At 67.5% G+C, this 20,516-nt stretch carries 19 protein-coding genes; 4 read left to right on the top strand and 15 right to left on the bottom strand.

The genetic code is table 11. The features are described 5' to 3' along the window. Window positions 1–25: 25 nt before the first annotated feature. The 6 genes from dxs to AVJ23_RS02950 form a co-directional block, all read right to left on the bottom strand. Window positions 26–1,951, bottom strand: a complete 1,926-nt coding sequence (dxs, locus tag AVJ23_RS02925) for a 1-deoxy-D-xylulose-5-phosphate synthase (RefSeq protein ID WP_058860631.1) — start codon at window positions 1,949–1,951, stop codon at window positions 26–28. Between the two features lie 15 nt (window positions 1,952–1,966). Continuing rightward, on the bottom strand, window positions 1,967–2,773 hold the full coding sequence (locus tag AVJ23_RS02930; RefSeq protein ID WP_058860808.1) for a polyprenyl synthetase family protein: 807 nt from the start codon (window positions 2,771–2,773) through the stop codon (window positions 1,967–1,969). Window positions 2,774–2,898: 125 nt separating this feature from the next. Beyond that, window positions 2,899–3,141 carry an exodeoxyribonuclease VII small subunit gene (locus AVJ23_RS02935; RefSeq protein WP_058860632.1) on the bottom strand — a complete coding sequence of 81 codons (243 nt, stop codon included), beginning with the start codon at window positions 3,139–3,141 and terminating at the stop codon, window positions 2,899–2,901. Further along, window positions 3,138–4,061 (bottom strand): histone deacetylase family protein, encoded by a 924-nt coding sequence (locus AVJ23_RS02940; RefSeq protein WP_058860633.1) that lies wholly within the window; start codon window positions 4,059–4,061, stop codon window positions 3,138–3,140. The genes AVJ23_RS02935 and AVJ23_RS02940 overlap by 4 nt, the downstream gene beginning before the upstream one ends. Before the next feature lie 35 nt (window positions 4,062–4,096). After that, window positions 4,097–4,798: a response regulator gene (locus AVJ23_RS02945; protein ID WP_058860634.1), complete on the bottom strand. Its 702-nt coding sequence runs from the start codon at window positions 4,796–4,798 to the stop codon at window positions 4,097–4,099. Further along, window positions 4,795–5,298, bottom strand: coding sequence for a MarR family winged helix-turn-helix transcriptional regulator (locus tag AVJ23_RS02950; protein ID WP_058860635.1), 504 nt, complete (start codon window positions 5,296–5,298; stop codon window positions 4,795–4,797). Before AVJ23_RS02950 ends, AVJ23_RS02945 begins: the two co-directional genes overlap by 4 nt. A 161-nt stretch (window positions 5,299–5,459) precedes the next feature. On the opposite strand from AVJ23_RS02950, the gene AVJ23_RS02955 reads away from it, so the two are divergent. Further along, a complete protein-coding gene (locus tag AVJ23_RS02955; protein ID WP_058860636.1) occupies window positions 5,460–6,332 on the top strand; it encodes a branched-chain amino acid aminotransferase in 873 nt (290 codons plus the stop codon). 18 nt (window positions 6,333–6,350) lie between these two features. Here AVJ23_RS02955 and AVJ23_RS02960 read toward each other — a convergent pair whose 3' ends face one another. From AVJ23_RS02960 to AVJ23_RS02985, 6 genes are all read right to left on the bottom strand, one after another. Continuing rightward, complete coding sequence (locus AVJ23_RS02960; RefSeq protein ID WP_058860637.1) at window positions 6,351–7,592, bottom strand: PAS domain-containing protein; 1,242 nt, start codon at window positions 7,590–7,592, stop codon at window positions 6,351–6,353. A 73-nt stretch (window positions 7,593–7,665) separates the two neighbouring features. After that, window positions 7,666–8,850, bottom strand: coding sequence for an ABC transporter permease (locus AVJ23_RS02965; RefSeq protein WP_058860638.1), 1,185 nt, complete (start codon window positions 8,848–8,850; stop codon window positions 7,666–7,668). A gap of 112 nt (window positions 8,851–8,962) precedes the next feature. Beyond that, entirely contained in the window at window positions 8,963–10,702 is a 1,740-nt protein-coding gene (locus AVJ23_RS02970; RefSeq protein WP_084794247.1) for an ABC transporter permease, read from the bottom strand. Further along, window positions 10,699–11,304: a DUF1330 domain-containing protein gene (locus AVJ23_RS23560; RefSeq protein ID WP_084794249.1), complete on the bottom strand. Its 606-nt coding sequence runs from the start codon at window positions 11,302–11,304 to the stop codon at window positions 10,699–10,701. The genes AVJ23_RS02970 and AVJ23_RS23560 overlap by 4 nt, the downstream gene beginning before the upstream one ends. Before the next feature lie 89 nt (window positions 11,305–11,393). After that, window positions 11,394–12,518 carry an extracellular solute-binding protein gene (locus AVJ23_RS02980; RefSeq protein WP_058860639.1) on the bottom strand — a complete coding sequence of 375 codons (1,125 nt, stop codon included), beginning with the start codon at window positions 12,516–12,518 and terminating at the stop codon, window positions 11,394–11,396. Between the two features lie 119 nt (window positions 12,519–12,637). Then, window positions 12,638–13,741, bottom strand: a complete 1,104-nt coding sequence (locus AVJ23_RS02985) for an ABC transporter ATP-binding protein (protein WP_058860640.1) — start codon at window positions 13,739–13,741, stop codon at window positions 12,638–12,640. A gap of 439 nt (window positions 13,742–14,180) precedes the next feature. On the opposite strand from AVJ23_RS02985, the gene AVJ23_RS02990 reads away from it, so the two are divergent. Together AVJ23_RS02990 and argE are read left to right on the top strand one after the other, a co-directional pair. After that, window positions 14,181–15,377: a M24 family metallopeptidase gene (locus AVJ23_RS02990; RefSeq protein WP_058860641.1), complete on the top strand. Its 1,197-nt coding sequence runs from the start codon at window positions 14,181–14,183 to the stop codon at window positions 15,375–15,377. Window positions 15,378–15,504: 127 nt separating this feature from the next. Further along, window positions 15,505–16,665, top strand: a complete 1,161-nt coding sequence (argE, locus tag AVJ23_RS02995; protein WP_058860642.1) for an acetylornithine deacetylase — start codon at window positions 15,505–15,507, stop codon at window positions 16,663–16,665. Between the two features lie 68 nt (window positions 16,666–16,733). Here the strand turns inward: argE and AVJ23_RS03000 are convergent, their stop codons facing one another. The 3 genes from AVJ23_RS03000 to ribA are packed head-to-tail and all read right to left on the bottom strand — an operon-like array spanning window position 16,734 to window position 19,390. Continuing rightward, a complete protein-coding gene (locus AVJ23_RS03000; protein ID WP_058860643.1) occupies window positions 16,734–17,249 on the bottom strand; it encodes a L,D-transpeptidase family protein in 516 nt (171 codons plus the stop codon). Further along, window positions 17,246–18,247, bottom strand: a complete 1,002-nt coding sequence (locus AVJ23_RS03005; protein WP_058860644.1) for an LLM class flavin-dependent oxidoreductase — start codon at window positions 18,245–18,247, stop codon at window positions 17,246–17,248. Before AVJ23_RS03005 ends, AVJ23_RS03000 begins: the two co-directional genes overlap by 4 nt. 60 nt (window positions 18,248–18,307) lie before the next feature. Further along, window positions 18,308–19,390: a GTP cyclohydrolase II gene (ribA, locus tag AVJ23_RS03010; protein WP_058860645.1), complete on the bottom strand. Its 1,083-nt coding sequence runs from the start codon at window positions 19,388–19,390 to the stop codon at window positions 18,308–18,310. A 147-nt stretch (window positions 19,391–19,537) separates the two neighbouring features. Here ribA and AVJ23_RS03015 point away from each other — a divergent pair, with 147 nt between their 5' ends. Continuing rightward, window positions 19,538–20,224 (top strand): response regulator transcription factor, encoded by a 687-nt coding sequence (locus AVJ23_RS03015; RefSeq protein WP_058860810.1) that lies wholly within the window; start codon window positions 19,538–19,540, stop codon window positions 20,222–20,224. Window positions 20,225–20,516 lie beyond the last annotated feature (292 nt).

The raw sequence follows: 20,516 nt of genomic DNA on the forward strand, positions 1-20,516 counted from the left end.
ACCTGGCGCCCCCGCAGCGCGAGGCTCAGGCGCGCTTGCCGACCGTCTCGACGCCCAGCACCAACAGCACCTTGGCCTCGATATGTTCGGCATTGAGCCCCGCCACCGCATACATGTCGGCGGGCGAGGCCTGGTCGATGAAGATGTCGGGCAGCACCATGGAGCGGTATTTCAGGCCCTTGTCGAACACGCCCTCCTCGGCCAGCAGATGCGCCACGTGGCTGCCGAAACCGCCGACGGCGCCTTCCTCGACCGTGATCAGCGCCTCGTGCTCGGCGGCCAGCCGCAGGATCAGCTCGCGGTCCAGCGGCTTGGCAAAGCGCGCATCCGCCACGCTGGGCGATATGCCGCGGGCCTGAAGCGCCTCGACCGCCTGCATGACCTCCTGCAGGCGGGTGCCGAAGGACAGGATCGCCACGCGCCCGCCCTCGCGGATCATCCGGCCGCGCCCGATCTCGAGCGGCTGGCCGCGTTCGGGCATCTCGACGCCCGAGCCCTCGCCCCGCGGGTAGCGGAAGGCAATGGGCCCCTCATCATGCGCCGCGGCGGTGGCCACCATGTGCACCAGCTCGGCCTCGTCGGCCGCCGCCATCACGGTGAACCCCGGCAGGTTCGCCAGATAGGCCACGTCGTAGCTGCCCGCATGGGTCGCGCCGTCGGCCCCCACCAGCCCGGCGCGGTCGATGGCGAAGCGCACCGGCAGGCGCTGGATCGCCACGTCATGCACCACCTGGTCATAGCCGCGCTGCAGGAAGGTCGAGTACATTGCGCAGAATGGACGCATGCCCCCCGCGGCCAGCCCCGCGCTGAAGGTCACGCCGTGCTGCTCGGCGATGCCCACGTCGAAGCAGCGGCTGGGATAGCGCTCGGCAAAGAGGTCGAGACCGGTGCCGTCCGGCATGGCCGCGGTCACGGCGCAGATGCGCGGATCCTCGGCCGCCTGCGCGATCAGGCTGCGGGCAAAGACCTTGGTATAGGACGGCGCGTTGGAGGGCGCCTTCTTCTGCTGGCCGGTGACCACGTCGAACTTGGCCCGGGCATGGCCCCGGTCGGCGGCATCCTCGGCATGGGAATAGCCCTTGCCCTTGCGGGTCAGCGCATGGATCAGGATCGGGCCGGTCGCGCGCTGGCGCACGGTGCGCAGCACCGGCAGCAGCTGGCCCAGGTCGTGCCCGTCGATCGGACCGAGATAGGAAAAGCCCAGCTCTTCGAACAGGGTGCCGCCCACGGTCATGCCCTTGAGCATCTCCTTGGCGCGCTTGGCGCCTTCGCGGAAGGGGCCGGGCAGCATCGAGACCGCGCCCTTGGCAGCGGCCTTGAAATCCTGGAACGGCGCCTCGGCGTAGAGCCGTGACAGGTACGACGACATCGCCCCGGTGGGCGGCGCGATGGACATCTCGTTGTCGTTGAGGATGACAATCAGCCGCTTGCCCAGATGGCCGGCATTGTTCATCGCCTCGAAGGCCATGCCCGCGCTCATCGCGCCATCGCCGATCACCGCGATGGCATCGCCGTGCCCGGTGTCGCAGGCGCCGCCAAGGTCGCGCGACACGGCAAAGCCGAGCGCCGCCGAGATCGAGGTCGAGCTGTGCGCCGCCCCGAACGGGTCATAGGGGCTTTCCGAACGCTTGGTGAAGCCCGACAGCCCGTCCTTCTGGCGCAGCGTCCGGATCCGGTCGCGCCGGCCGGTCAGGATCTTGTGCGGGTAGCACTGGTGGCTGACATCCCAGACGATCTTGTCGCGCGGCGCGTCGAAGACGGCGTGCAGCGCCACGGTCAGCTCGACCACGCCCAGACCGGCGCCCAGGTGCCCGCCGGTCTCGGACACGGCCGAGATCGTCTCTTCGCGGACCTCGTCGGCCAGCCGCACCAACTCGGCATCCGAGAACTGCTTGAGATCGGCGGGCACGTTGACCCGGTCCAGCAAGGGGGTTTGGGGCCGTTCGGACATGGCTGCGCCTTTCGTTCAGTTCCGGCGCGAGATAACGAAGCGGGCGGCCTCCCGCAAGTTCCCGGCCGCGTCACCATACAAAGATAGGCTGTCGCAGGCCTCTTGCACCAGCGCCTCGGCGCGGCGTTTCGCCCCGTCAAGCCCGAGATGGCCGACAAAGGTGGCCTTGCCGCGGGCGTCATCCTTGCCCACCGCCTTGCCCATCGCGTCGGCGTCACCCTCGACATCCAGCACGTCATCGGCAATCTGGAAGGCCAGCCCCAGGCAATCGCCATAGCGCCGCAGCGGTGCGGGATCCTGCTGGGCCATGATCGCGCCGGCCTCGGCCGACCAGGTGATCAGGGCGCCGGTCTTGCCCGCCTGCAGCGCCGTGATCTGGTCCAGATCCAGCGGCAGCGCGGCGCTTTCGGCGGCGATGTCCATGGCCTGCCCGCCCACCATGCCGCGCACGCCCGCCGCCTCTGACAGGCCCAGCGCCAGCGTCACCCGCGCCTCGGCCGGGCAGACGGTCTTGAGCACGAGGTTGAAGGCCAGCGCCTGCAGCGCGTCGCCGGTCAGCACGGCGGTCGCCTCGTCCCATTGCCGATGCACCGTGGGCTTGCCGCGGCGCAGGTCGTCATCATCCATGCAGGGCAGGTCGTCATGCACGAGGCTGTAGGCATGCAGCGCCTCGATCGCCGCGCCCGCCGGTGCCGCGGCGGTGCGCTCGATCCCGAACAGGGCGGCGCTTTCGATGGCCAGAAAGGCGCGCAGCCCCTTGCCGCCCTGAACCGCGTAGATCATCGCCTGCCCCAGCGCCCCGTCGAGGTCGCGCAGCGCCATGGCCACATGCGCATGGGCAAGATCCGCATCCAGCGCCAGCGCCTCTTCGAAACCAATGGCGCGATCGTCCACCGCGCCCAGCCGGTCCACGAGAAACTCCGGCAAGGGCGCAAAGCGGTCCTGCATCAGAGCCCCTCGACCGGCTTGGTGCCCTTGGGCGTGCCCTCGGCATCCAGCGTGATCGCGGCCACCTTCTCCTCGGCCTCCTTCAGCTTGGCATCGCAGCGCTTGCGCAGCTTGGCGCCGCGCTCGTACAGGCTGATCGACTCGTCCAGCGCCACGTCGCCGCGTTCCAGCTGGGCCACCACCTGCTCCAGCTCGGCCATGGCCTGCTCAAAGGTCATCTCGTCGGGATTGGTCTCGGTCACGCGCCCGCCTCCATCAGTTCCTCCACATGCGCCCGGGCCGCGGCCGAAAGCGCTGCAAGGTCATAGCCGCCTTCCATCAGGGAAACAACGCGCCCGCCTGCCGTCTGATGCGCCAGGGCCAGGATCTCGCGGGTGATCCAGCGGAAATCCTCGAGGCTCCAGTTCAGCTGCGCCAACGGGTCGTCCTGGTGCGCATCGAACCCGGCCGAGATCACCACCAGCTCCGGAGCGAAGCGGCGCAGCCGCTCCAGCGCCGGGGTCCAGGCCGCGCGCATCTCGGCCCCGGCCGAGCCGGGCGCCAGCGGCAGGTTGAGTACGTTGTCATGCGCGCCGCGCTCCTCTGCCGCGCCGGTGCCGGGCCAGAGCGGCATCTGGTGCGAGGACACAAACAGCGCGCGCGGCTCGTCCCAAAGCAGGTCCTGCGTGCCATTGCCGTGATGCACGTCGAAATCCAGCACCGCGACACGCGACAGCCCGTGCACGTCCAGCGCCACCTTGGCCGCCAGCGCCGCGTTGCCGAACAGGCAGAACCCCATCGGCGTCTCGCGCTCGGCATGGTGTCCGGGCGGGCGCATGGCGCTGAAGGCATTGTCCACCTCGCCGGACATGACCATGGCCACCGCCTGCACCGCCGCCCCGGCACCGCGCAGCCCGGCGCGCCAGCTGCCCGGCGACATCCATGTATCGGCATCCAGCTGGTGCTGGCCCGAGGCGGGCTCGGCCGCCGCGATCCGGTCGATATAGGTCTGCGGGTGGATGCGGCGCAGATCGGCGATCTCGACCTCGGGCGCGGTCACGCGCTTGAGGTCGAGCGGCTGCAGCGCGTGCAGCACGTGCTCCAGCCGCGCCACGCGCTCGGGATGCCCCTCGGGTGTCACATGTTCCAACGCATCCGCATGCGTGATCAGTGCCGTGGCCATCGCCCCTCCTGCCGAAAATCCCTGTGCCGGACGGATCAGTCCGGTGCCAGCATGTAACCCGCTCCGCGCACGGTCTGCAAATAGCGCGGCTGCTTGGGATCGGATTCCAGCTTGCGGCGCAGCCGGGTAATCTGCACGTCGACGGCGCGTTCCTGCGCCTGCCCCTTGTCGCGGCCCAGATCCTCGACCAGCCGTGCGCGGGTGATCGGCTCGCCCGGGCAGGCCGAGAAGATGCGCATCAGCTGCGCCTCGGTCGCGGTCAGGCGCACCATCTCGTCGCCGCGCCACATCTCGCCCCGCTCGATGTCGTAGCGCACCTCGCCCAGCGTCAGCAGCTTGGGCGCGGCATCGGCGGGCCGGGTCTCGGGCATGCGGCGCAGGATGGCATTGATGCGCAGCAAGAGCTCCTTTGGCTCGAACGGTTTGGCCAGGTAGTCATCCGCCCCGGCCTCGAGCCCGGCGATCCGGTCCTCGGTCTCGGAGCGCGCGGTCAGCAGCAGGATCGGCGTGGCACGCGTCTCGCGCAGGCTGCGGGTCAAGCTGACCCCGTCCTCGCCCGGCATCATCACGTCAAGCACCACGAGGTCGAAATCCAGCCCCTCGAGCAGGCGCCGCGCATGCGCGGCATCGCGCGCCGCGCTGACCAGAAAGCCGTTGCGGATCAGGAATTTCTGCAACAGGCCGCGGATCCGTTCATCATCGTCCACGATCAGCAGATGGGCATCCGCCTCGGTCATCCCCGCCCCTCCCGGAGTTTTTGGTAATGGCGGCGCATCTCGGGATCCATCATCGCCTCGAGCACGCGGCGAAAGCCGGCGACGGCCTCGGGCCCGGCCTGCCGGAAGGCGGCGCGCATGCGGGCGCGCTGCGCATCGGTCAGCTGTTTCTCCAGCGCCTCGCCATCAGCGGTCAGGTAAAGGTGGCGTTCGCGCTTGTCGGTGCGGCCGACCTGGCTTTCCACCAGCCCGTCCTCGATCAGGGTGCGCAGCACGCGGTTCAGCGACTGCTTGGTCACGCCGAGGATGCTGAGCAGGTTGTTGACCGTGGTGCCGGGCGCGCCATGGATGAAATGCAGCGCGCGGTGATGCGCGCGGCCATAGCTCAGCCCCGCGAGGATCCGGTCGGGATCGGCCGTGAAGCCGCGATAGGCGAAGAACATCGCCTCTGCCCCCTGCCGCAACTGCTCGTCGGTCAGGTAGAGCAGCGTTTCGCCCTGCGGGCTTTGCCCGTCTGCCATGGGACCTCCGTCCTCTTGCCGCCTTTTTCCGCAGTTTACGTCAGTCTTGTTGACATTCCAAGCGCGAACTGTTAGCGACTCATAGATTTGACGCAACTTTATGTCCGATCCGGACATAGACGACGCAACTTTCGAAAACCGCTGAACCCGGGAGACACGCAATGGCGGAAGCAGCATATGACGATCGCGACGGCAAGATCTGGCTGGATGGCCAGATGGTGGACTGGCGGGCGGCGAATGTACATGTGCTGACCCACGGGCTGCACTATGCCAGCTCGGTCTTCGAGGGAGAGCGCGCCTATGGCGGCAAGATCTTCCTGTCGCGCAAGCATTCCGAGCGGCTGCATTTCTCGGCCGGCGAGCTGGATTTCCAGATCCCCTACACCGTGGACGAGATCGAGGCCGCGAAATCGGCCGTGCTGGCGGCCAACGGCCTGACCGACGCCTATGTGCGCGCGGTGGCGTGGCGCGGCGCCGGCCCCGATATGGGGGTCGCCTCGGCGCGCAACCCGGTGCGGCTGGCCATCGCCGCCTGGGAATGGGGCAGCTATTACGGCGACGCCAAGTTCAAGGGCGCCAAGCTGGACATCTCCAAGTGGAAGCGCCCCTCGCCCGAGACGATCCCGGTGCATGCCAAGGCGGCCGGGCTCTACATGATCTGCACCACGTCCAAGCACGCGGCCGAGGCCAAGGGCTGCTCGGACGCGCTGTTCATGGATTACCGCGGCTACGTGGCCGAGGCGACGGGCGCCAACATCTTCTTCGTCAAGGATGGCGAGGTGCACACGCCCAAGCCCGACTGCTTCCTGAACGGGCTGACGCGCCAGACCGTGATTGGCATGCTGGAAGACCGCCAGATCAAGGTGCATGAGCGCCACATCATGCCCGAGGAGATGGAAGGCTTCGAACAGTGCTGGCTGACCGGCACCGCGGCCGAGGTGACCCCGGTGGGCCAGATCGGCGAGTTCAGCTTCGAGGTCGGCGCGCTGACCCGCGAGATCGCCGAGAGCTACGAGACGCTGGTGCGCAGCTGATCGCGGCGCTGCGCCCGCTCAGATGAGCGAGCGCAGCATCGCCGTGTTGTTCTGGATGACCGAGTTCAGCTCGACGATGCGGGCCAGCCGCTGCTCGATCTCGTTCTGGCAATCGTCGAGCTGTTCGACGATCCCGTTCAGCGCGGTGCCCGAGCCCGACAGGGTGGCGCTTTCGATCTTGCACATCATCCGGGTGGAGCTGAGCCCGGTGACATAGCGCTTCATGTCCAGCACGCTGCGGGCAAAGCGGCGGGCCTCGCGCTCCACGCTCATCAGCGCATCGCCGGTCATGTCGAGGTACATTTTGCGGTGCTCCTCCAGCAGCGCGACCTCTGCCCCGATATCGATGCTGTCGGGATAGCTGGCCTCGATCTCCTGGAAGATCTCGATCATCTCCTTCTCGACCACCGAGGCGAAGCCAAGGAACTGGCCCAGCCGGATGGCGTCGCGGATCTTGGCAAAGACGCAGGCCTCGCCATCGACGAAGGTGTTCACCCAGGTCGTCATCTCCTCGAGCATCTGGCTGTAATTGACCGAGATCGCGCTGATCGGGCCGCCCGCATTCTCCAGCCGCGAGGCGATCAGGCGCATGTTCATGGGCACCGTGCGGATCGCCTTGAACGCCTCGGTCATCTCAGAGGTCTCTCGCTGCACCTCGCCGATGGCGCGGGACATGTCGAGAAAACGTTTCTGCACCTGCCCCACCGGCTGGCCCAGCTGCCGGGCGCGGGCTTCATACTCGGCCGCGATGGCATCGGCCTGGAACATCTCGTAATTCGGATAGCCCTTCTCGCGCAGCGTCGCGCGCAGCCAGGCGGCGCTGTCGGCGGGGCTGACACCCTGCGCCTGTTCGCGGCGCGCCATCTCGGCGTAAAGCTCGGTCACCATGCGGTGGAGCGGCGAGCTGGGCTTGATCCGGGTCGAGATATAGCCCCCCTCGGTCGGCGAGACGAGCGCGAAGACCCAGTAGAACCGCCCGCATTTGCGGCGGTTCTTGACATAGGCGCCGGTGGGCCGGCCGTCCTTGATCCGTTCCCACATCAGGTGGAACAGGCCGCGGGGCATGTCGGGATGGCGCACGATCTTGTGCGGCGCGCCGATCAGTTCCTCCCACTCGAACCCCGCGACGCGGTGAAACACGGAATTGCCCGCGCGGATCACGCCCCGCGTGTCGGTCCGGGAATAGAACAGCTCGTTCAGGTGAAACGACGCCTCGTTGGCCGAGGCGTCGTTGACAAGGCTGGGACTGAGATCGGTCATGCGGGGATCCTTGCGGCGCGGTCGGGCCGATCATGCCGACCAAACCTTGCCACGAGGTGAATCCCCGCGGAGATCAGCCGGGGCTGAGGCCGCGCATCTTCTCGGACCGCCGCCGCAACAGCTCGACCGTGGTCAGCAGCGCGATCGAGATCGCCACGAGAATCGTCGCCACCGCCAGGATGGTCGGGCTGATCTGCTCGCGCAGGCCGGTGAACATCTGCCATGGCAGCGTCTGCTGGTTGGCCGAGCCGACAAAGAGCACGATGACCACCTCGTCGAAGGAGGTGATGAAGGCGAAGAGCCCGCCCGAGATCACGCCCGGCAGGATCAGCGGCATCTGGATCTTGAAGAAGGTCCGCACCGGGTCCGCGCCAAGATTCGCCGAGGCGCGCGTCAGCGACCGGTCGAAGCCCACCAGAGTGGCGGTCACGGTGATGATGACGAAGGGGATGCCCAGGGCTGCGTGCGCCAGGATCACGCCGGCAAAGGTGCCCTGCAGCCCGATCCGCGAATAGAAGAAATACATCCCCGCGGCCGAGATGATCAGAGGCACGATCATTGGCGAGATCAGGATCGCCATGATCGCGCGGCGGAAGGGCACGTGCTCGGAGCTGAGCCCGATCGCCGCCAGCGTGCCGAAGCTGACCGAGAGCAGCGTCGCCACCGGCGCGATGATGACCGAGTTGCGCAGCGCCTGCTGCCATTCCGACGAGGTGAAGAAGTCGCGGTAATGCTTGAGGCTGTAGCCCTCGGGATCGAAGCGCAGCATCTCGGGCGTGAAGGTGAAGAAATCCTCGGCGTTGAACGACAGCGGCATCACCACGAGGATCGGCGTGATCAGGAAGACGAAGATCGCCCCGCAGAGCACGCGGAAGCTGTAATGCCACAGCACCTGCCCGCCGGTCAGGTAGGGTGGCAGCGGCGCGCGGTAGCGGCCCATGCCGACCCAGTAGACCAGCCAGCCGAAAAACCAGCCGAAGAGCCCGCCCAGCACGAGGCCCGGCAGCCCGCCCAGCAGGACGCCCAGCACCACCAGCAGCCCGATGATGCCCCATTTCGCCTGTTTCTCGCGCTCGGTGCCCAGCACCTCGAGCGCCACGTAGGCCAGCGCCGCCAGCAGCGCAAAGCCGATCAGGATGCCGAGGAAGGTGGAGCCGTTGGCCGTGCCCACGAAGATACCGGCAAAGGCACCGAACGCGCCCACGACGGGCAGCGTGAAGGACATGGGCTGTTTCTTGATTTCGGTCAGGATGGGCATGTCTCAGCGCTCCTCTGTGGGTGTGCGGCCACGGAGGGCCGGCGCGGCGTCGGTCAGGGCCGCGCGCGCATCGCGCAGCCTGTCTGCGGGGCGGGTGTCAGATGCCATCGCCTCAGCCCCCCAGCTTGACATTGTCGATCCCGACGATCCGGTCATAGGCCCAGTAGAGGATCAGGACCACGGCCAGCAGGATCGTCCCCAGCGCGGCCGCGAGGCCCCAGTTGAGCGAGGACGAGATGTGATAGGCGATCCGGTTCGAGATGAACGTGCCGGTGGTGCCGCCCACGATCTCGGGCGTGATGTAGTAGCCGATGGCCAGGATGAAGACCAGGATACTGCCCGCGCCGATGCCCGGCACCGATTGCGGGAAGTAGACCCGCCAGAAGGCCGTCCAGTTCGTGGCGCCCAGCGACTTGGCCGCGCGCACGTAATAGGGCGGGATGGTCGACATGACCGAGTACATGGGCAGGATCATGAAGGGCAGCAGGATGTGCGTCATCGCCACGATCGTGCCGAACTGGTTGTTGATCATCACCAGCCGCTCGGCATCGCCCACGAGACCCAGCCAGACCAGCACGTCGTTGATCACCCCCTGTTGCTGCAGCATCACCTTCCACGCGCTGGTTCGCACCAGAAGCGATGTCCAGAAGGGCAGCAGCACGAGGATCATCAGCAGGTTGGCCGAGCGCATCGGCAGGTTCGACAGCAGGTAGGCCACCGGGTAGGCCAGCAGGATGCAGCTGAAGGTGATCATCAGCGACATGAACATGGTGCGCTTGAACAGCAGGCCATAGATCCGTTCGTCCTCGTCGCGCAGCGCCGGGCCGTCCGGGGTCTTCTGCATGTCCACGGCGTTCAGGAAATAGCCACTGGTATAGTTCGGACTGTAGGTCTGGATGGTGCGCCAGACCTCGGGATCCAGCCAGTCCTCGTCGATCTCCTCGAATCCGTCCTGCAGGGTGACGGTCTCGAAATCGGGGTTGTCGACCAGCGCGTCGGCGGCCTGCAGCATCTCGGCGCGCGGGCCGTCATAGCTGCTCATGTCGCCGTCGCGCAGATCCTCGTAAAGGCGCGTGTAGACGATCGACCACGGCTCTTCCTCGAAGGCGCTGTCCTCTTCCTCGACCTCCATGAAGGTGGCGAAGCGCTGGTACATCTCGGCGGTGCGCGGCAGCGTCTCGGAGATGTCGGCGCGCAGCTCGAAGGAGGGGATCGGCTCGTCGAAGTCGCGTCCGGCCTCGCGGGCCGCGTCCTCGGCCGCTTCCCATTCGCGGAAGGCGGCGACGCTGGCCTCGGTGCCCATCAGCTCGGCCCAGGGCAGCGCTTCGTCCCAGTTCTCGTCGAGATCCTCGAACTGGTCGAGATAGACCTCGCCGATATCATCCAGCCCGCGGCCGGACTTGCGGAACAGCGAGGAGACGCCGGTCAGCTCGTAGTTCAGACGCGTGCCCAGCCGCGTGTGCCGCTTGTTCTCGGCGGCGATGAAGATGTCGGTATAGGCGGCCTCGAACACCGCGTCGCCAGGCAGCTCGCCCGACTCGGCGTCCCAATCCTCCAGCGCCGCGACCGTGCGGGGCAGCGTCTCGGAGACGATCTGGTTCTCGACCGAACGGAACAGCATGTCGGCGATCGGCGCGATGAAGGTCACCAGCACGAAGATGAGCAGAGGCGCGATCAGCGCCAGCGCCCGCAGCTTCTGCATGCGCAGCGCCCGGGCGAGGCTTTTCTTCAGCGGCGTGCCATCGGCGGCCAGAACCGGCCCGCCCAAGTTTTCGGCCGCATCGGCGGCACGCAGGGCATTGTCCGGGGTCGGACCCTCGATCTTGTCGGGATCGGATGTAGCGTCGGTCATGCGGTGCCTTCCACAAGGATCATTGTGCCCTCGGAACAGTCGCGCCGGATTGCGGCGACCTCCTGATAGGCCGGGTCATGATACGCCGCGCGCGCCGCGGCATAGCTGGGATAGGCGATCACGACGTGGCGTTCGCCGGTCTCGCCTTCGAGCATCTCGGAGCGACCGCCCCGCACGATGTAGCGCGCGCCATGGCCGCGCATGATCGGCGTGTTGCCCTCGACATAGGGCTTGTAGCCGTCGGGATCGTGCACGGTGACATGCGCCACGAGAAAGCCCAGCGGCGCGTCACTGTCGGCATCGGGCAGGTTCTCGTCGGTGCCTTCGGCAACAAGGATCACGCTTTCGGCGGCACGGGCGCGGATCTTGGCGACCTCCTGGTAGTCGGGGTCGCGGAAGGCGGCCAGCGCGGTGTCGTAATCGGGAAATTCGAAGATCACGTGGCGGTCATGGGCGGTGCCCTCGACCAGCTCGGCCTGTCCGCCGCGCACGAGGGGCCTTGCCCCGTGACCCAGAAGGATCGGCGTGTCCCGCGCGACGTATTCCTTGTACGCCTCGGGATCCTTCACCGTGATATGTCCGATGATATAGCCTTTGGGCATGATGCTGTGCGCTCCGCCTGTCAGGTCGGGTGCGCGGCGGCCGCGCACCCGGATTGCGTGGCAAGAGGCGCCCGGAGGCGCCCCCGACCTCAGTTCTGTGCCAGCCAGGCCTGGAACTTCGCGTCGATGTCGTCGCGGTAGTCCGCCCAGAACTCGTAGTTGTACAGGAACGTGTTCTGCGCGTTGTTCGGGTCGGTCGGCATGTGCGGCGCCATCTCGATGCCCAGCTCGGCATGGGTCGAAACCAGCGGGGCCGAGCTCTCACGGGCGGGGCCGTAGGAGATGTACTTGGCCTGATCGGCGAGGCGCTGGGTGTCGGTGGCGAACTTGAGGAAGTCCATCACGCGCGCCAGGCGATCCTCGGGCAGGTCCGCGGGCACGATCCAGCCGTCCAGGTCGAAGACCTGAGCGTCCCACATCATGCCGACGGGCTGATCCTGCTCCTCGATGACCGAGAAGAGACGGCCGTTATAGGTCGAGCCCATGAAGATCTCGCCATCGGCCAGCAGCTGCGGCGTGTCGGCACCGGCGGACCACCAGATCACGTCGTCCTTGATGGTGTCGAGCTTGGCGAGCGCCTGGTCCTGGCCCTCTTCGGTCTCGAGCACGTCATAGACGTCTTCCTTGGCCACGCCGTCGCAGAGCAGCGCCCATTCCATGTTGTTGATCGGACGCTTCTCCAGCGCGCGCTTGCCCGGATAGGTTTCCAGGTCGAACACGTCGCAGATGTCGTTCGGGGCCTCGACGCCTTCCGGCACCAGGTCGGTGCGGTAGCCGAAGGTGGTCGAGTAGACGATCTGCGGGATGAAGCAGTCGCTGACGATCAGGTCGCCGAAATCGTCCGAGGCGTCGGTGCCGTCCGGCGCGGGCGCCAGCACGTCGTCATGGTCGATCTCCATGGCGAGACCTTCGTCGCACAGGCGGATGGCGTCCGAGGCCACCACGTCGACGAGATCCCAGGTCACGTTGCCCGCCTCGTTCATGGCGCGCAGCTTGGCGACCGCCTCGGCCGAGCTTTCGTCCCAGGTCGCCGAGACGCCTTCGTTCATCTCGAGATAGGGCTCGACATAGGCCTTCTGCTGGCTCGACTGGTAGGCACCGCCCCAGCTGACCAGCGTCATGCTGTCGGCCATGTCGGCATGGCTTCCCGCGAAGGCACCGGTGGCTGCCACGGTCAGAGCCGTCGACGCCATGAGTGTCTTGGTGAGATTCATTCTATTACTCCCTAACTGGACCCGTTTGATTACGGGGGGCCGGGCTCCGGGTCACATGACCGGCCCCTCCGGATGGTGCTGCGCGCAGGCCTTGGCCACGCGCCGGCATCATTGACCTTTTAGCTCGCGTCGAGCGCGCGGCAATCTCGCGGTAGCCAGCCAAGCTCGACATGCTCGCCCGGCTTGAAACGTACCTGGTCGGGCGAGTTGCGCGTCTTGACGACGAAGTTGTCATTGCCCGCCACCCGCAGGCGCGTGCGGAAGATGTCGCCCATGTAGATGAATTCCAGCACCTCTGCCTTGAGCGTATGGGCATCGTCGCTCAGCTTGGTGGGGTTGAATTCCACCCGTTCGGGCCGGATCGAAATCGTCGTGCGCTCGCCCACCTCGGTCACGTTGACCGGCTTGGCGTCGATCACCTGCCCGTCATCCAGCTTGACCACGCAGGTCTCGCCCTGGATCTCCTGGATGTTGCCCTGCAGCGTGTTGTTCTCGCCGATGAACTGCGCGACGAAGGAATTCTGCGGCTCTTCATACAGCACATCGGGTGCGGCCAGCTGCTGGATGCGGCCGTCGTTGAACACCGCCACGCGGTCCGACATGGTCAGCGCCTCGGTCTGGTCGTGGGTCACGTAGACCACGGTGATCCCGAGGCTGTGCGCCAGGTTGGTGATCTCGAACTGCATGTGCTCGCGCAGCTGCTTGTCCAGCGCGCCCAGCGGTTCGTCCATCAGGACCAGCTCGGGCTCGAAGACCAGCGCGCGGGCCAGCGCGATCCGCTGCTGCTGGCCACCCGACAACTGCGCCGGACGGCGGCCGCCGAAATCGCCCATCTGCACCATGTCGAGCGCGCGCTTGACCTTCTCGTCGCGCTCGGACTTGCCCAGCTTGCGCACCTCCAGCGGGAAGGCGAGGTTCTCGGCCACGGTCATGTGCGGGAACAGCGCGTAGTTCTGGAAGACCATGCCGATGCCGCGCTTGTGCGGCGGGATGTTGTTGATCGACACGCCGTCCAGCTTGATCTCGCCATGGGTGGCGGTCTCGAACCCGGCCAGCATCATCAGGCAGGTCGTCTTGCCCGACCCGGATGGTCCCAGCATCGTCAGGAACTCGCCTTTCGGCATGGAGAGGTTCAGATCCTTGACGACAAGAGTTTCACCGTCATAGCTCTTCTGCACGCGTTCGAAGGCGACGAAACCGTCGCTGCTGCTTCCATCTGCCAAGACTGGCTCCCTGTCTGTTCTTGTCGCGGATGATCTCCGCTGTCTTGTCTGAAAACTAAAGCGCGTTGGGACAAGCGTTGCAACCTTTTCGCCGAAAAATGCCCGTTCCTCCGTCAAATACGGGCGGATCGCGCAGAAAGCCGGCAGGTTTCAGGCCAAAACCGTCCCGATTTTGCGAAAATCGGTCCCTTGGCCCGGCCCCCTCGCCGCCCAGACGCGCGAAACGAGCGGCCGACTCGCCCCCAAAGCGCTTGCAGCACCGGGCGATCCCCATGGTCCCAGGCGCGCCTCTGCCCGATCCTGAGGCAAATGCCCCCGGTTCAAGCAGTTTTTCGACAACACCTGACGTTTTTCCGCCTTCCACGTCGTAACTGAACCAGAATTCCGGCAGCTTTCCCACGTAGCGCTGAAGAAAGACCCCCGGAACGGAGCCGACCACGTGCGTCAACACCGCTTTGACAAGGACATCCCGTTTACCGAAGGCGAGTACCTGCGTCGCCTCGCCCTGACCCGTGCCGCGATGGATCGCGCGGGCATCGAGGTGCTGCTGGTCACCGACCCGTCCAACATCGCGTGGCTGACCGGCTATGACGGGTGGTCCTTCTACGTGCACCAGGCCGCGCTGGTCTTCCACGATCGCGACCCGGTCTGGTGGGGGCGCAACCAGGACACGAACGGCGCGCTGCGCACCGTGTGGATGAACGACGACCGGGTGATCGGCTACGAGGACAGCTATGTCCAGAACCCCGACAAGCACCCGATGGAGGATCTCGTGCTGCGCCTCGTGGGCATGGGCTTTCCCGCCCCGCGGCTGGGCGTCGAGATGGAGAACTACTATTTCTCGGCCCGCGCCTATCTTGCCCTGGGCGAGGCGGCGCCCGAGGCCACGCTGATCGACGCCACCGGGTTGGTGAACTGGGAACGCGGCATCAAGTCGGACGAGGAAGTGGTCTTCATGCGCCGCGCCGCGCGGATCTCGGAAAAGATCGTCGACGGGCTGCTGGAGCGGGTCGAGCCGGGCGTGCCCAAGAACGAGATCGTCGCCCAGATCCAGCATGACGCCTATACCGGCGCCGACGGGCACTGGGGCGATTACGCCGCCATCGTGCCGCTGCTGCCCTCGGGCTCGGACGCGGCCGCGCCGCACCTGACATGGGATGGCCGTCCTTTCCGCAAGGGCGAGGCCACCTTCTTCGAGATCTCGGGCTGCTACCGGCGCTACCACGCGCCGCTCTGCCGGACGATCTTCCTGGGCGAGCCGCCCGAGATCTTCCGCGCTGCCGAGGCCGCGCTGATCGAGGGGCTGGAGGCCGGGCTGGAAGCGGCCCGCGCCGGCAACCGCGCCTGCGACATCGCCCATGCGCTGGCGGCGCCGCTGGAACGCGCCGGGATCGAACGCGGCGCCCGCTGCGGCTACCCGATCGGCCTGTCCTACCCGCCCGACTGGGGCGAGCGCACGGTCAGCCTGCGCACCGAGGACGAGACCGTTCTGCAACCCGGCATGACCTTCCATTTCATGCCCGGGCTGTGGATGTCCGACTGGGGGCTGGAGATAACCGAATCCATCCTGATCACCGAGGACGGGCCGGCGGAATGCTTCTGCGATCGGCCCCGCAAGATGTTCGTCAAACCATGACCGAGCTCGACCGCAACTGCGCCCCGCCGCATCGAAGGCGCGCGCCCGCCGCCTGATCCGCTCCCGGCCGGCCCGGGGGTCCCTGCCCTGCCCCGGGGCCCGTTCTTTTCCATGGGAGGTCACAGAAATGACCGTTCTTGCACAGACCGAAGACCTGCTGTCGCGCCTGATCGCGCATCCCACCGTCTCCACCGACAGCAATCGCGAGATGCTGGCCGACGCGGCAAGCTGGCTGGAGCATCACGGCGCGCGGGTCGACCTGATCGAGGATTCGACCGGCCGCAAGGCCAATCTCTGGGCGACGATCGGCCCCGAGGGCGATGGCGGCATCGTGCTGTCGGGCCATTCCGACGTGGTCCCCGTCACCGACCAGGACTGGAGCGTCGATCCCTTCGCGCTGACCGACCGCGACGACCTGCTCTATGGCCGCGGCGCCTGCGACATGAAGGGCTTCATCGCCGCGGCGCTGGCCATGGCGCCGCGCTATGGCGAGGTGCCTCTGCGCCGCCCGGTGCATATCTGCCTGACCCATGACGAGGAAGTGGGCTGTCTGGGTGCGCGCGCGCTGGTGCCCGAGCTGCAGCGCCGCGGCATCCGGCCCGGCATCGCAATCGTAGGCGAGCCGACCTCGATGCGCATCATCGAAGGGCACAAGGGCTGCTGCGAATACACCACCCGCTTTACCGGGCTGGAGGGGCATGGCTCGGCCCCCGATCGCGGCGTGAACGCGGTGGCCTATGCGGTGCGCTATGCCACGCGGCTGATGGAGCTGTCGGAATCGCTCAAGGCCCGCGCGCCGCTGGGCTCGCGCTTCGACCCGCCCTGGAGCACGGTCAATATCGGCCGGCTGGCCGGAGGCGTGGCGCATAACGTGATCCCCGGCAAGGCCGAGCTGGAATGGGAGATGCGCCCGGTCCACTGGACCGACACGGACTATGTCAAGAACGCGCTGGAGAGCTTTGTCGCGGCCGAGCTGCTGCCCGCCATGCGCGCGATTTCGCCCCATGCCGACATCACCACCGAGGTGATCGGCGAGGTGGTCGGGCTGGAGCCCATGGCCGAGAACGCCGCCCGCGACCTCGTTGCGGGGCTCACCGGGCAGGAGACCTGCGACCTGGTCCCCTTCGGCACCGAGGCCGGGCTGTTCCAGGAAATGGGCATGTCGGTGGTGGTTTGCGGCCCGGGCTCGATCCAGCAGGCGCACAAGCCTGACGAGTACGTCGCGCGCACGCAACTGGCCGATTGCCTCGAGATGCTGGAGGGGCTGGGCCGCAGCATCGCCGCCTGACCCCGGCCGCGCGCCGTCGGGGCGCGGGGGATGTGAGTATTTTCGGAAAGATGAAAGAGGGGGCGGGCCTAGCGCGCCAGCCCCTCCGGCACGATGAGCCGGGTGTCATAGGTGATGCGCTGCGCGATGGCGAGCAGGTCCTGCGGGGCGAAGGCGATGCACCCCTCGGTCGGGTATCCGGGCCGGCGCCAGCGATGCAGGAAGATGGCCGAACCGCGCCCGCGCTCGGCGCGCGGCCAGTTCCAGTCGGTCAGGATCACGAGATCGTAGAGCCGGTCGCCGCGGCGCAGCCGCTCGTGGCTGTGCGGATAGGGCGCGCGGACCATGAGGTTGTAATCCTCGTGGCCCGGGTCATCCGACCACAGGTCGGAAGGGCGGATCGGCACCGCCCAGTCCACCGGGCGGGCGATGCGATCGGGGCGGTAGAGCAGGCCGACGATGCGATGCGTGCCCGCGGGCGTGGCGCCGTCGCCCTCGCGCTTGTCGGTGGTCACGCCGCCGCGCCCGATACTGCAAGGCCATATCCGGCCGGCACAGCGCAGGCCGACCGGGGTCAGCACCATGTCCGAAACGGCGGCGCTCATGCGGGCTCGGGCACGGCGAGGCGCTGCAGGATGTCGGCGGCGATCTCGAAGGAGCGCAGCCGCGCGGCCGGATCATGGATCTGGCCGGTCAGGATCACCTCGTCCGGGCGGTGGCGCGCGACCAGCTCGGCGAGCTGCCGCTCGACCGTCTCGGGCGCGCCCACGGCCGAGATGCGCAGCGCCGCGTCGATCTGCGGCTGCACCTGCGGCGGCACCACGGTGTCGAGATCGTCGACCGGCGCGGGCAGCTTGCCGGGCTGGCCGGTACGCAGCCGGTAGAAGGCCTGTTGCATCGAGGTCCGGAGGCGGCGCGCTTGCACGTCGGTCTCGGCGGCGAAGACGTTGACCGCCAGCATGGCATGCGGCCGTTCCAGCGTCTGCGAGGGGCGGAATCGCGCGCGGTAGAGGGCCAGCGCCTCTTCGAGGTGATCGGGCGCGAAATGCGAGGCGAAGGCATAAGGCAGGCCCAGCGCCGCCGCGACCTGCGCCCCGTGCAGAGAGGAGCCAAGGATCCAGAGCGGCACCTGCGTGCCCTCGCCGGGCAGCGCCCGCACGCGCAGCGCGTCATTCGGCGGGCCAAGAAGGGTGCGCAGCTCGGCCACTTCGTCGGCGAACCGCTCGGCCCGCGAGGGATGCACGCCCAGCGCCTGCATCACCGCGCGATCGCCGCCCGGCGCGCGGCCGAGCCCGAGATCGATCCGGTCGGGATAGAGCGTGGCCAGCGTGCCGAAGGTCTCGGCCACGGCCAGCGGCGCGTGGTTGGGCAGCATGATGCCCCCGGCCCCCACCCGCATCCGCCGGGTCAGCCCGGCGACATGACCGATCAGCACGGCCGTCGCAGAGGAGGCGATGCCGGCCATGTTGTGATGTTCGGCCAGCCAGTAGCGGTGATAGCCCCAGCCCTCGGCCTGGCGGGCGAGGTCGCCGGTGTTCTTCAGTGCCTGCGCGGCATCCGATCCCTCGGGAACCGGGGCGAGGTCGAGTAGCGAGTAGCGCATGTCCGTCTCCTTTGGGTGTCAGCTATGCAGCGCCGCGCGCGGCGCAAGGGGCGGGCCGCGTCATAGCAGGTGCCCGGATTTCTCGGCCTTGACGGCAAGGTAGCGGGCGTTGAAGGGCGTCTCGCCCACTTTCAGCGGCACGCGCTCGGCCACGGCGATGCCGCAGCTTTCCATCATCGCCAGTTTGGCAGGGTTGTTGGTCATCAGCCGCACCGCGCCGAAGCCCAGCGTCTGAAGGATCTGCGCGCCGAGGCGGAAATCGCGCTCGTCATCCTCGAAGCCCAGCCGGTGATTGGCCTCGACCGTGTCGAAGCCCTGGTCCTGCAGGGCATAGGCGCGCATCTTGTTGGCCAGCCCGATGCCGCGGCCCTCCTGCTGGAGATAGAGCAGCACGCCCGCGCCCTCCTGCCCCATCTGCATCAGCGCCGCGTTGAGCTGCGGGCCGCAATCGCACTTCAACGAACCCAGCAGGTCGCCGGTGAAGCAGGCCGAGTGCAGCCGGGCGAGCACGGGGGCGGCGCGGTCGGGGCGGCCGATCTCGATCGCGTAATGCTCGTCGCTGCCATCCTCGGGACGGAAGATGTGCAGCCGCGCCTGTTCGGCGGCGCGCAGCGGCACGCGGGCCGTCACCACGTGATCGAGCGGCGGCAGCAGGTCGAGCAGCGGGGCCAGTGCCTCGACCGGCAGGGTGACGAGCCCGCCCTCGGCCGGCAGGCGCGCCGGCACCGGCACGACCAGCGCGGCGGGCAGCAGCCGGGCGGTCTTGCACAGGCGGATGGCCAGGCGATGCGCCTCGGCCGGGCCGCCGCGGCGGGTCGACAGCGGGCCTTTCATCGGGCTGTCCAGGTCGTTGGCCGGGTCGGCGAGATCCCGGATCCAGCGCAGGTCGGCGCCCTCCGGCACCACGACACGGGCGAGGTCGCCGTCATAGGCGCGGGCCTTCAGCGTCTCGGCCCGGCGGGCGGTCAGCGCGAGATCCACCGCACCCAGCGCAAGGATCTCGGCCAGCCGCGCGGGGCGCAGCGTCTCCGCCGCGGCCAGCAGCAGCGTGCCCTCGGGACCGGTCAGCGCCACCGGCACGCCCATGCGCAGATCGGCGCGCGCCCGCGCTACGTTCTCGTTCAGATCCGGTCCCAGTGCCATGCCCGCCCCTTGCCCATCGTGCCGTTTCGACGCAGGTCCTGTAACATTTCCCCCTCGCGGACACGAGACCGTGAGAGGGATGCAGCAATCCTTGCCCGCCTGCGCATGACCGCACACTTGCTGCAAAACGAGCACGGAGACAACGCGATGGCACAGCTGAGAAACATCCTTCTGGTCGACGATGACGAGGACCTGCGCGAGGCGCTGGCCGAGCAACTGGTCATCACCGAGGATTTCGAGGTGTTCGAGGCCGAGAACGGCGCCTCGGCCATGAGCCGCGCCAAGGAACAGATCTATGACCTGATCATCCTCGACGTGGGCCTGCCCGACACGGATGGGCGCGAGCTGTGCCGGCTGATGCGCAAGCAGGGCGTCAAGTCGCCGATCATCATGCTGACCGGCCATGACAGCGACGCCGACACGATCCTGGGTCTCGATGCGGGCGCCAACGACTACGTCACCAAGCCGTTCAAGTTTCCCGTCCTGTTGGCCCGGATCCGGGCGCAGATGCGCCAGCACGAGCAATCCGAGGACGCGGTCTTTACCGTGGGGCCCTACACGTTCAAGCCCTCGATGAAGGTGCTGGTGACCGAGGATGACCGCAAGATCCGGCTGACCGAGAAGGAAACCAACATCCTCAAGTTCCTCTACCGCTCGACCGAGGGCGTGGTGCCACGCGACACGCTGCTGCACGAGGTTTGGGGCTACAATGCCGGAGTGACGACCCACACGCTCGAGACGCATATCTACCGGCTGCGCCAGAAAATCGAGCCGGACCCGTCCAACGCGCGGTTGCTGGTCACCGAGTCGGGTGGCTACCGGCTGGTTGCCTGAAATTTCGGCAATTCCGCAGCCCGGGCGCACAAAGCCGCGCCAGTGACGCAAGGATATGGGCAAAAGCGCGGCAGGAATGCCGCAGTACAACTTGACGCAGATCAAAGGCGTATTGCCCGCCTGCCTTTATTCCGGTCATACTGAAGGGTGAAAGTTCCCGTTGCATGTGCGGGTCATCGCATGCACCTCCCTGTTGGACCTGGCCGGGCCTCGTGCCCGGTCTTTTTTTTGCGGCATGCACAGGGCGGAAGGGTCGGGCCCCGGCATCCCCGCCGAGGCCCACGGCGCGTTC

It is taken from the genome of Pseudoponticoccus marisrubri (assembly GCF_001482405.1).
In the GTDB taxonomy this organism is placed as follows: domain Bacteria; phylum Pseudomonadota; class Alphaproteobacteria; order Rhodobacterales; family Rhodobacteraceae; genus Pseudoponticoccus; species Pseudoponticoccus marisrubri.

Coding starts and splice junctions, on each gene's coding strand:
- AVJ23_RS23560 (WP_084794249.1), bottom strand. CDS start 11,304: ATGCCCAAAGGCTATATCATCGGACATATCACGGTGAAGGATCCCGAG.
- AVJ23_RS03005 (WP_058860644.1), bottom strand. CDS start 18,247: ATGCGCTACTCGCTACTCGACCTCGCCCCGGTTCCCGAGGGATCGGAT.
- argE (WP_058860642.1), top strand. CDS start 15,505: ATGACCGTTCTTGCACAGACCGAAGACCTGCTGTCGCGCCTGATCGCG.
- AVJ23_RS02980 (WP_058860639.1), bottom strand. CDS start 12,518: ATGAATCTCACCAAGACACTCATGGCGTCGACGGCTCTGACCGTGGCA.
- AVJ23_RS02930 (WP_058860808.1), bottom strand. CDS start 2,773: ATGGCGCTGCGCGACCTCGACGGGGCGCTGGGGCAGGCGATGATCTAC.
- AVJ23_RS02940 (WP_058860633.1), bottom strand. CDS start 4,061: ATGGCCACGGCACTGATCACGCATGCGGATGCGTTGGAACATGTGACA.
- AVJ23_RS02960 (WP_058860637.1), bottom strand. CDS start 7,592: ATGACCGATCTCAGTCCCAGCCTTGTCAACGACGCCTCGGCCAACGAG.
- AVJ23_RS03015 (WP_058860810.1), top strand. CDS start 19,538: ATGGCACAGCTGAGAAACATCCTTCTGGTCGACGATGACGAGGACCTG.
- AVJ23_RS02965 (WP_058860638.1), bottom strand. CDS start 8,850: ATGCCCATCCTGACCGAAATCAAGAAACAGCCCATGTCCTTCACGCTG.
- AVJ23_RS02945 (WP_058860634.1), bottom strand. CDS start 4,798: ATGACCGAGGCGGATGCCCATCTGCTGATCGTGGACGATGATGAACGG.
- AVJ23_RS02950 (WP_058860635.1), bottom strand. CDS start 5,298: ATGGCAGACGGGCAAAGCCCGCAGGGCGAAACGCTGCTCTACCTGACC.
- AVJ23_RS02970 (WP_084794247.1), bottom strand. CDS start 10,702: ATGACCGACGCTACATCCGATCCCGACAAGATCGAGGGTCCGACCCCG.
- AVJ23_RS03000 (WP_058860643.1), bottom strand. CDS start 17,249: ATGAGCGCCGCCGTTTCGGACATGGTGCTGACCCCGGTCGGCCTGCGC.
- dxs (WP_058860631.1), bottom strand. CDS start 1,951: ATGTCCGAACGGCCCCAAACCCCCTTGCTGGACCGGGTCAACGTGCCC.
- AVJ23_RS02955 (WP_058860636.1), top strand. CDS start 5,460: ATGGCGGAAGCAGCATATGACGATCGCGACGGCAAGATCTGGCTGGAT.
- ribA (WP_058860645.1), bottom strand. CDS start 19,390: ATGGCACTGGGACCGGATCTGAACGAGAACGTAGCGCGGGCGCGCGCC.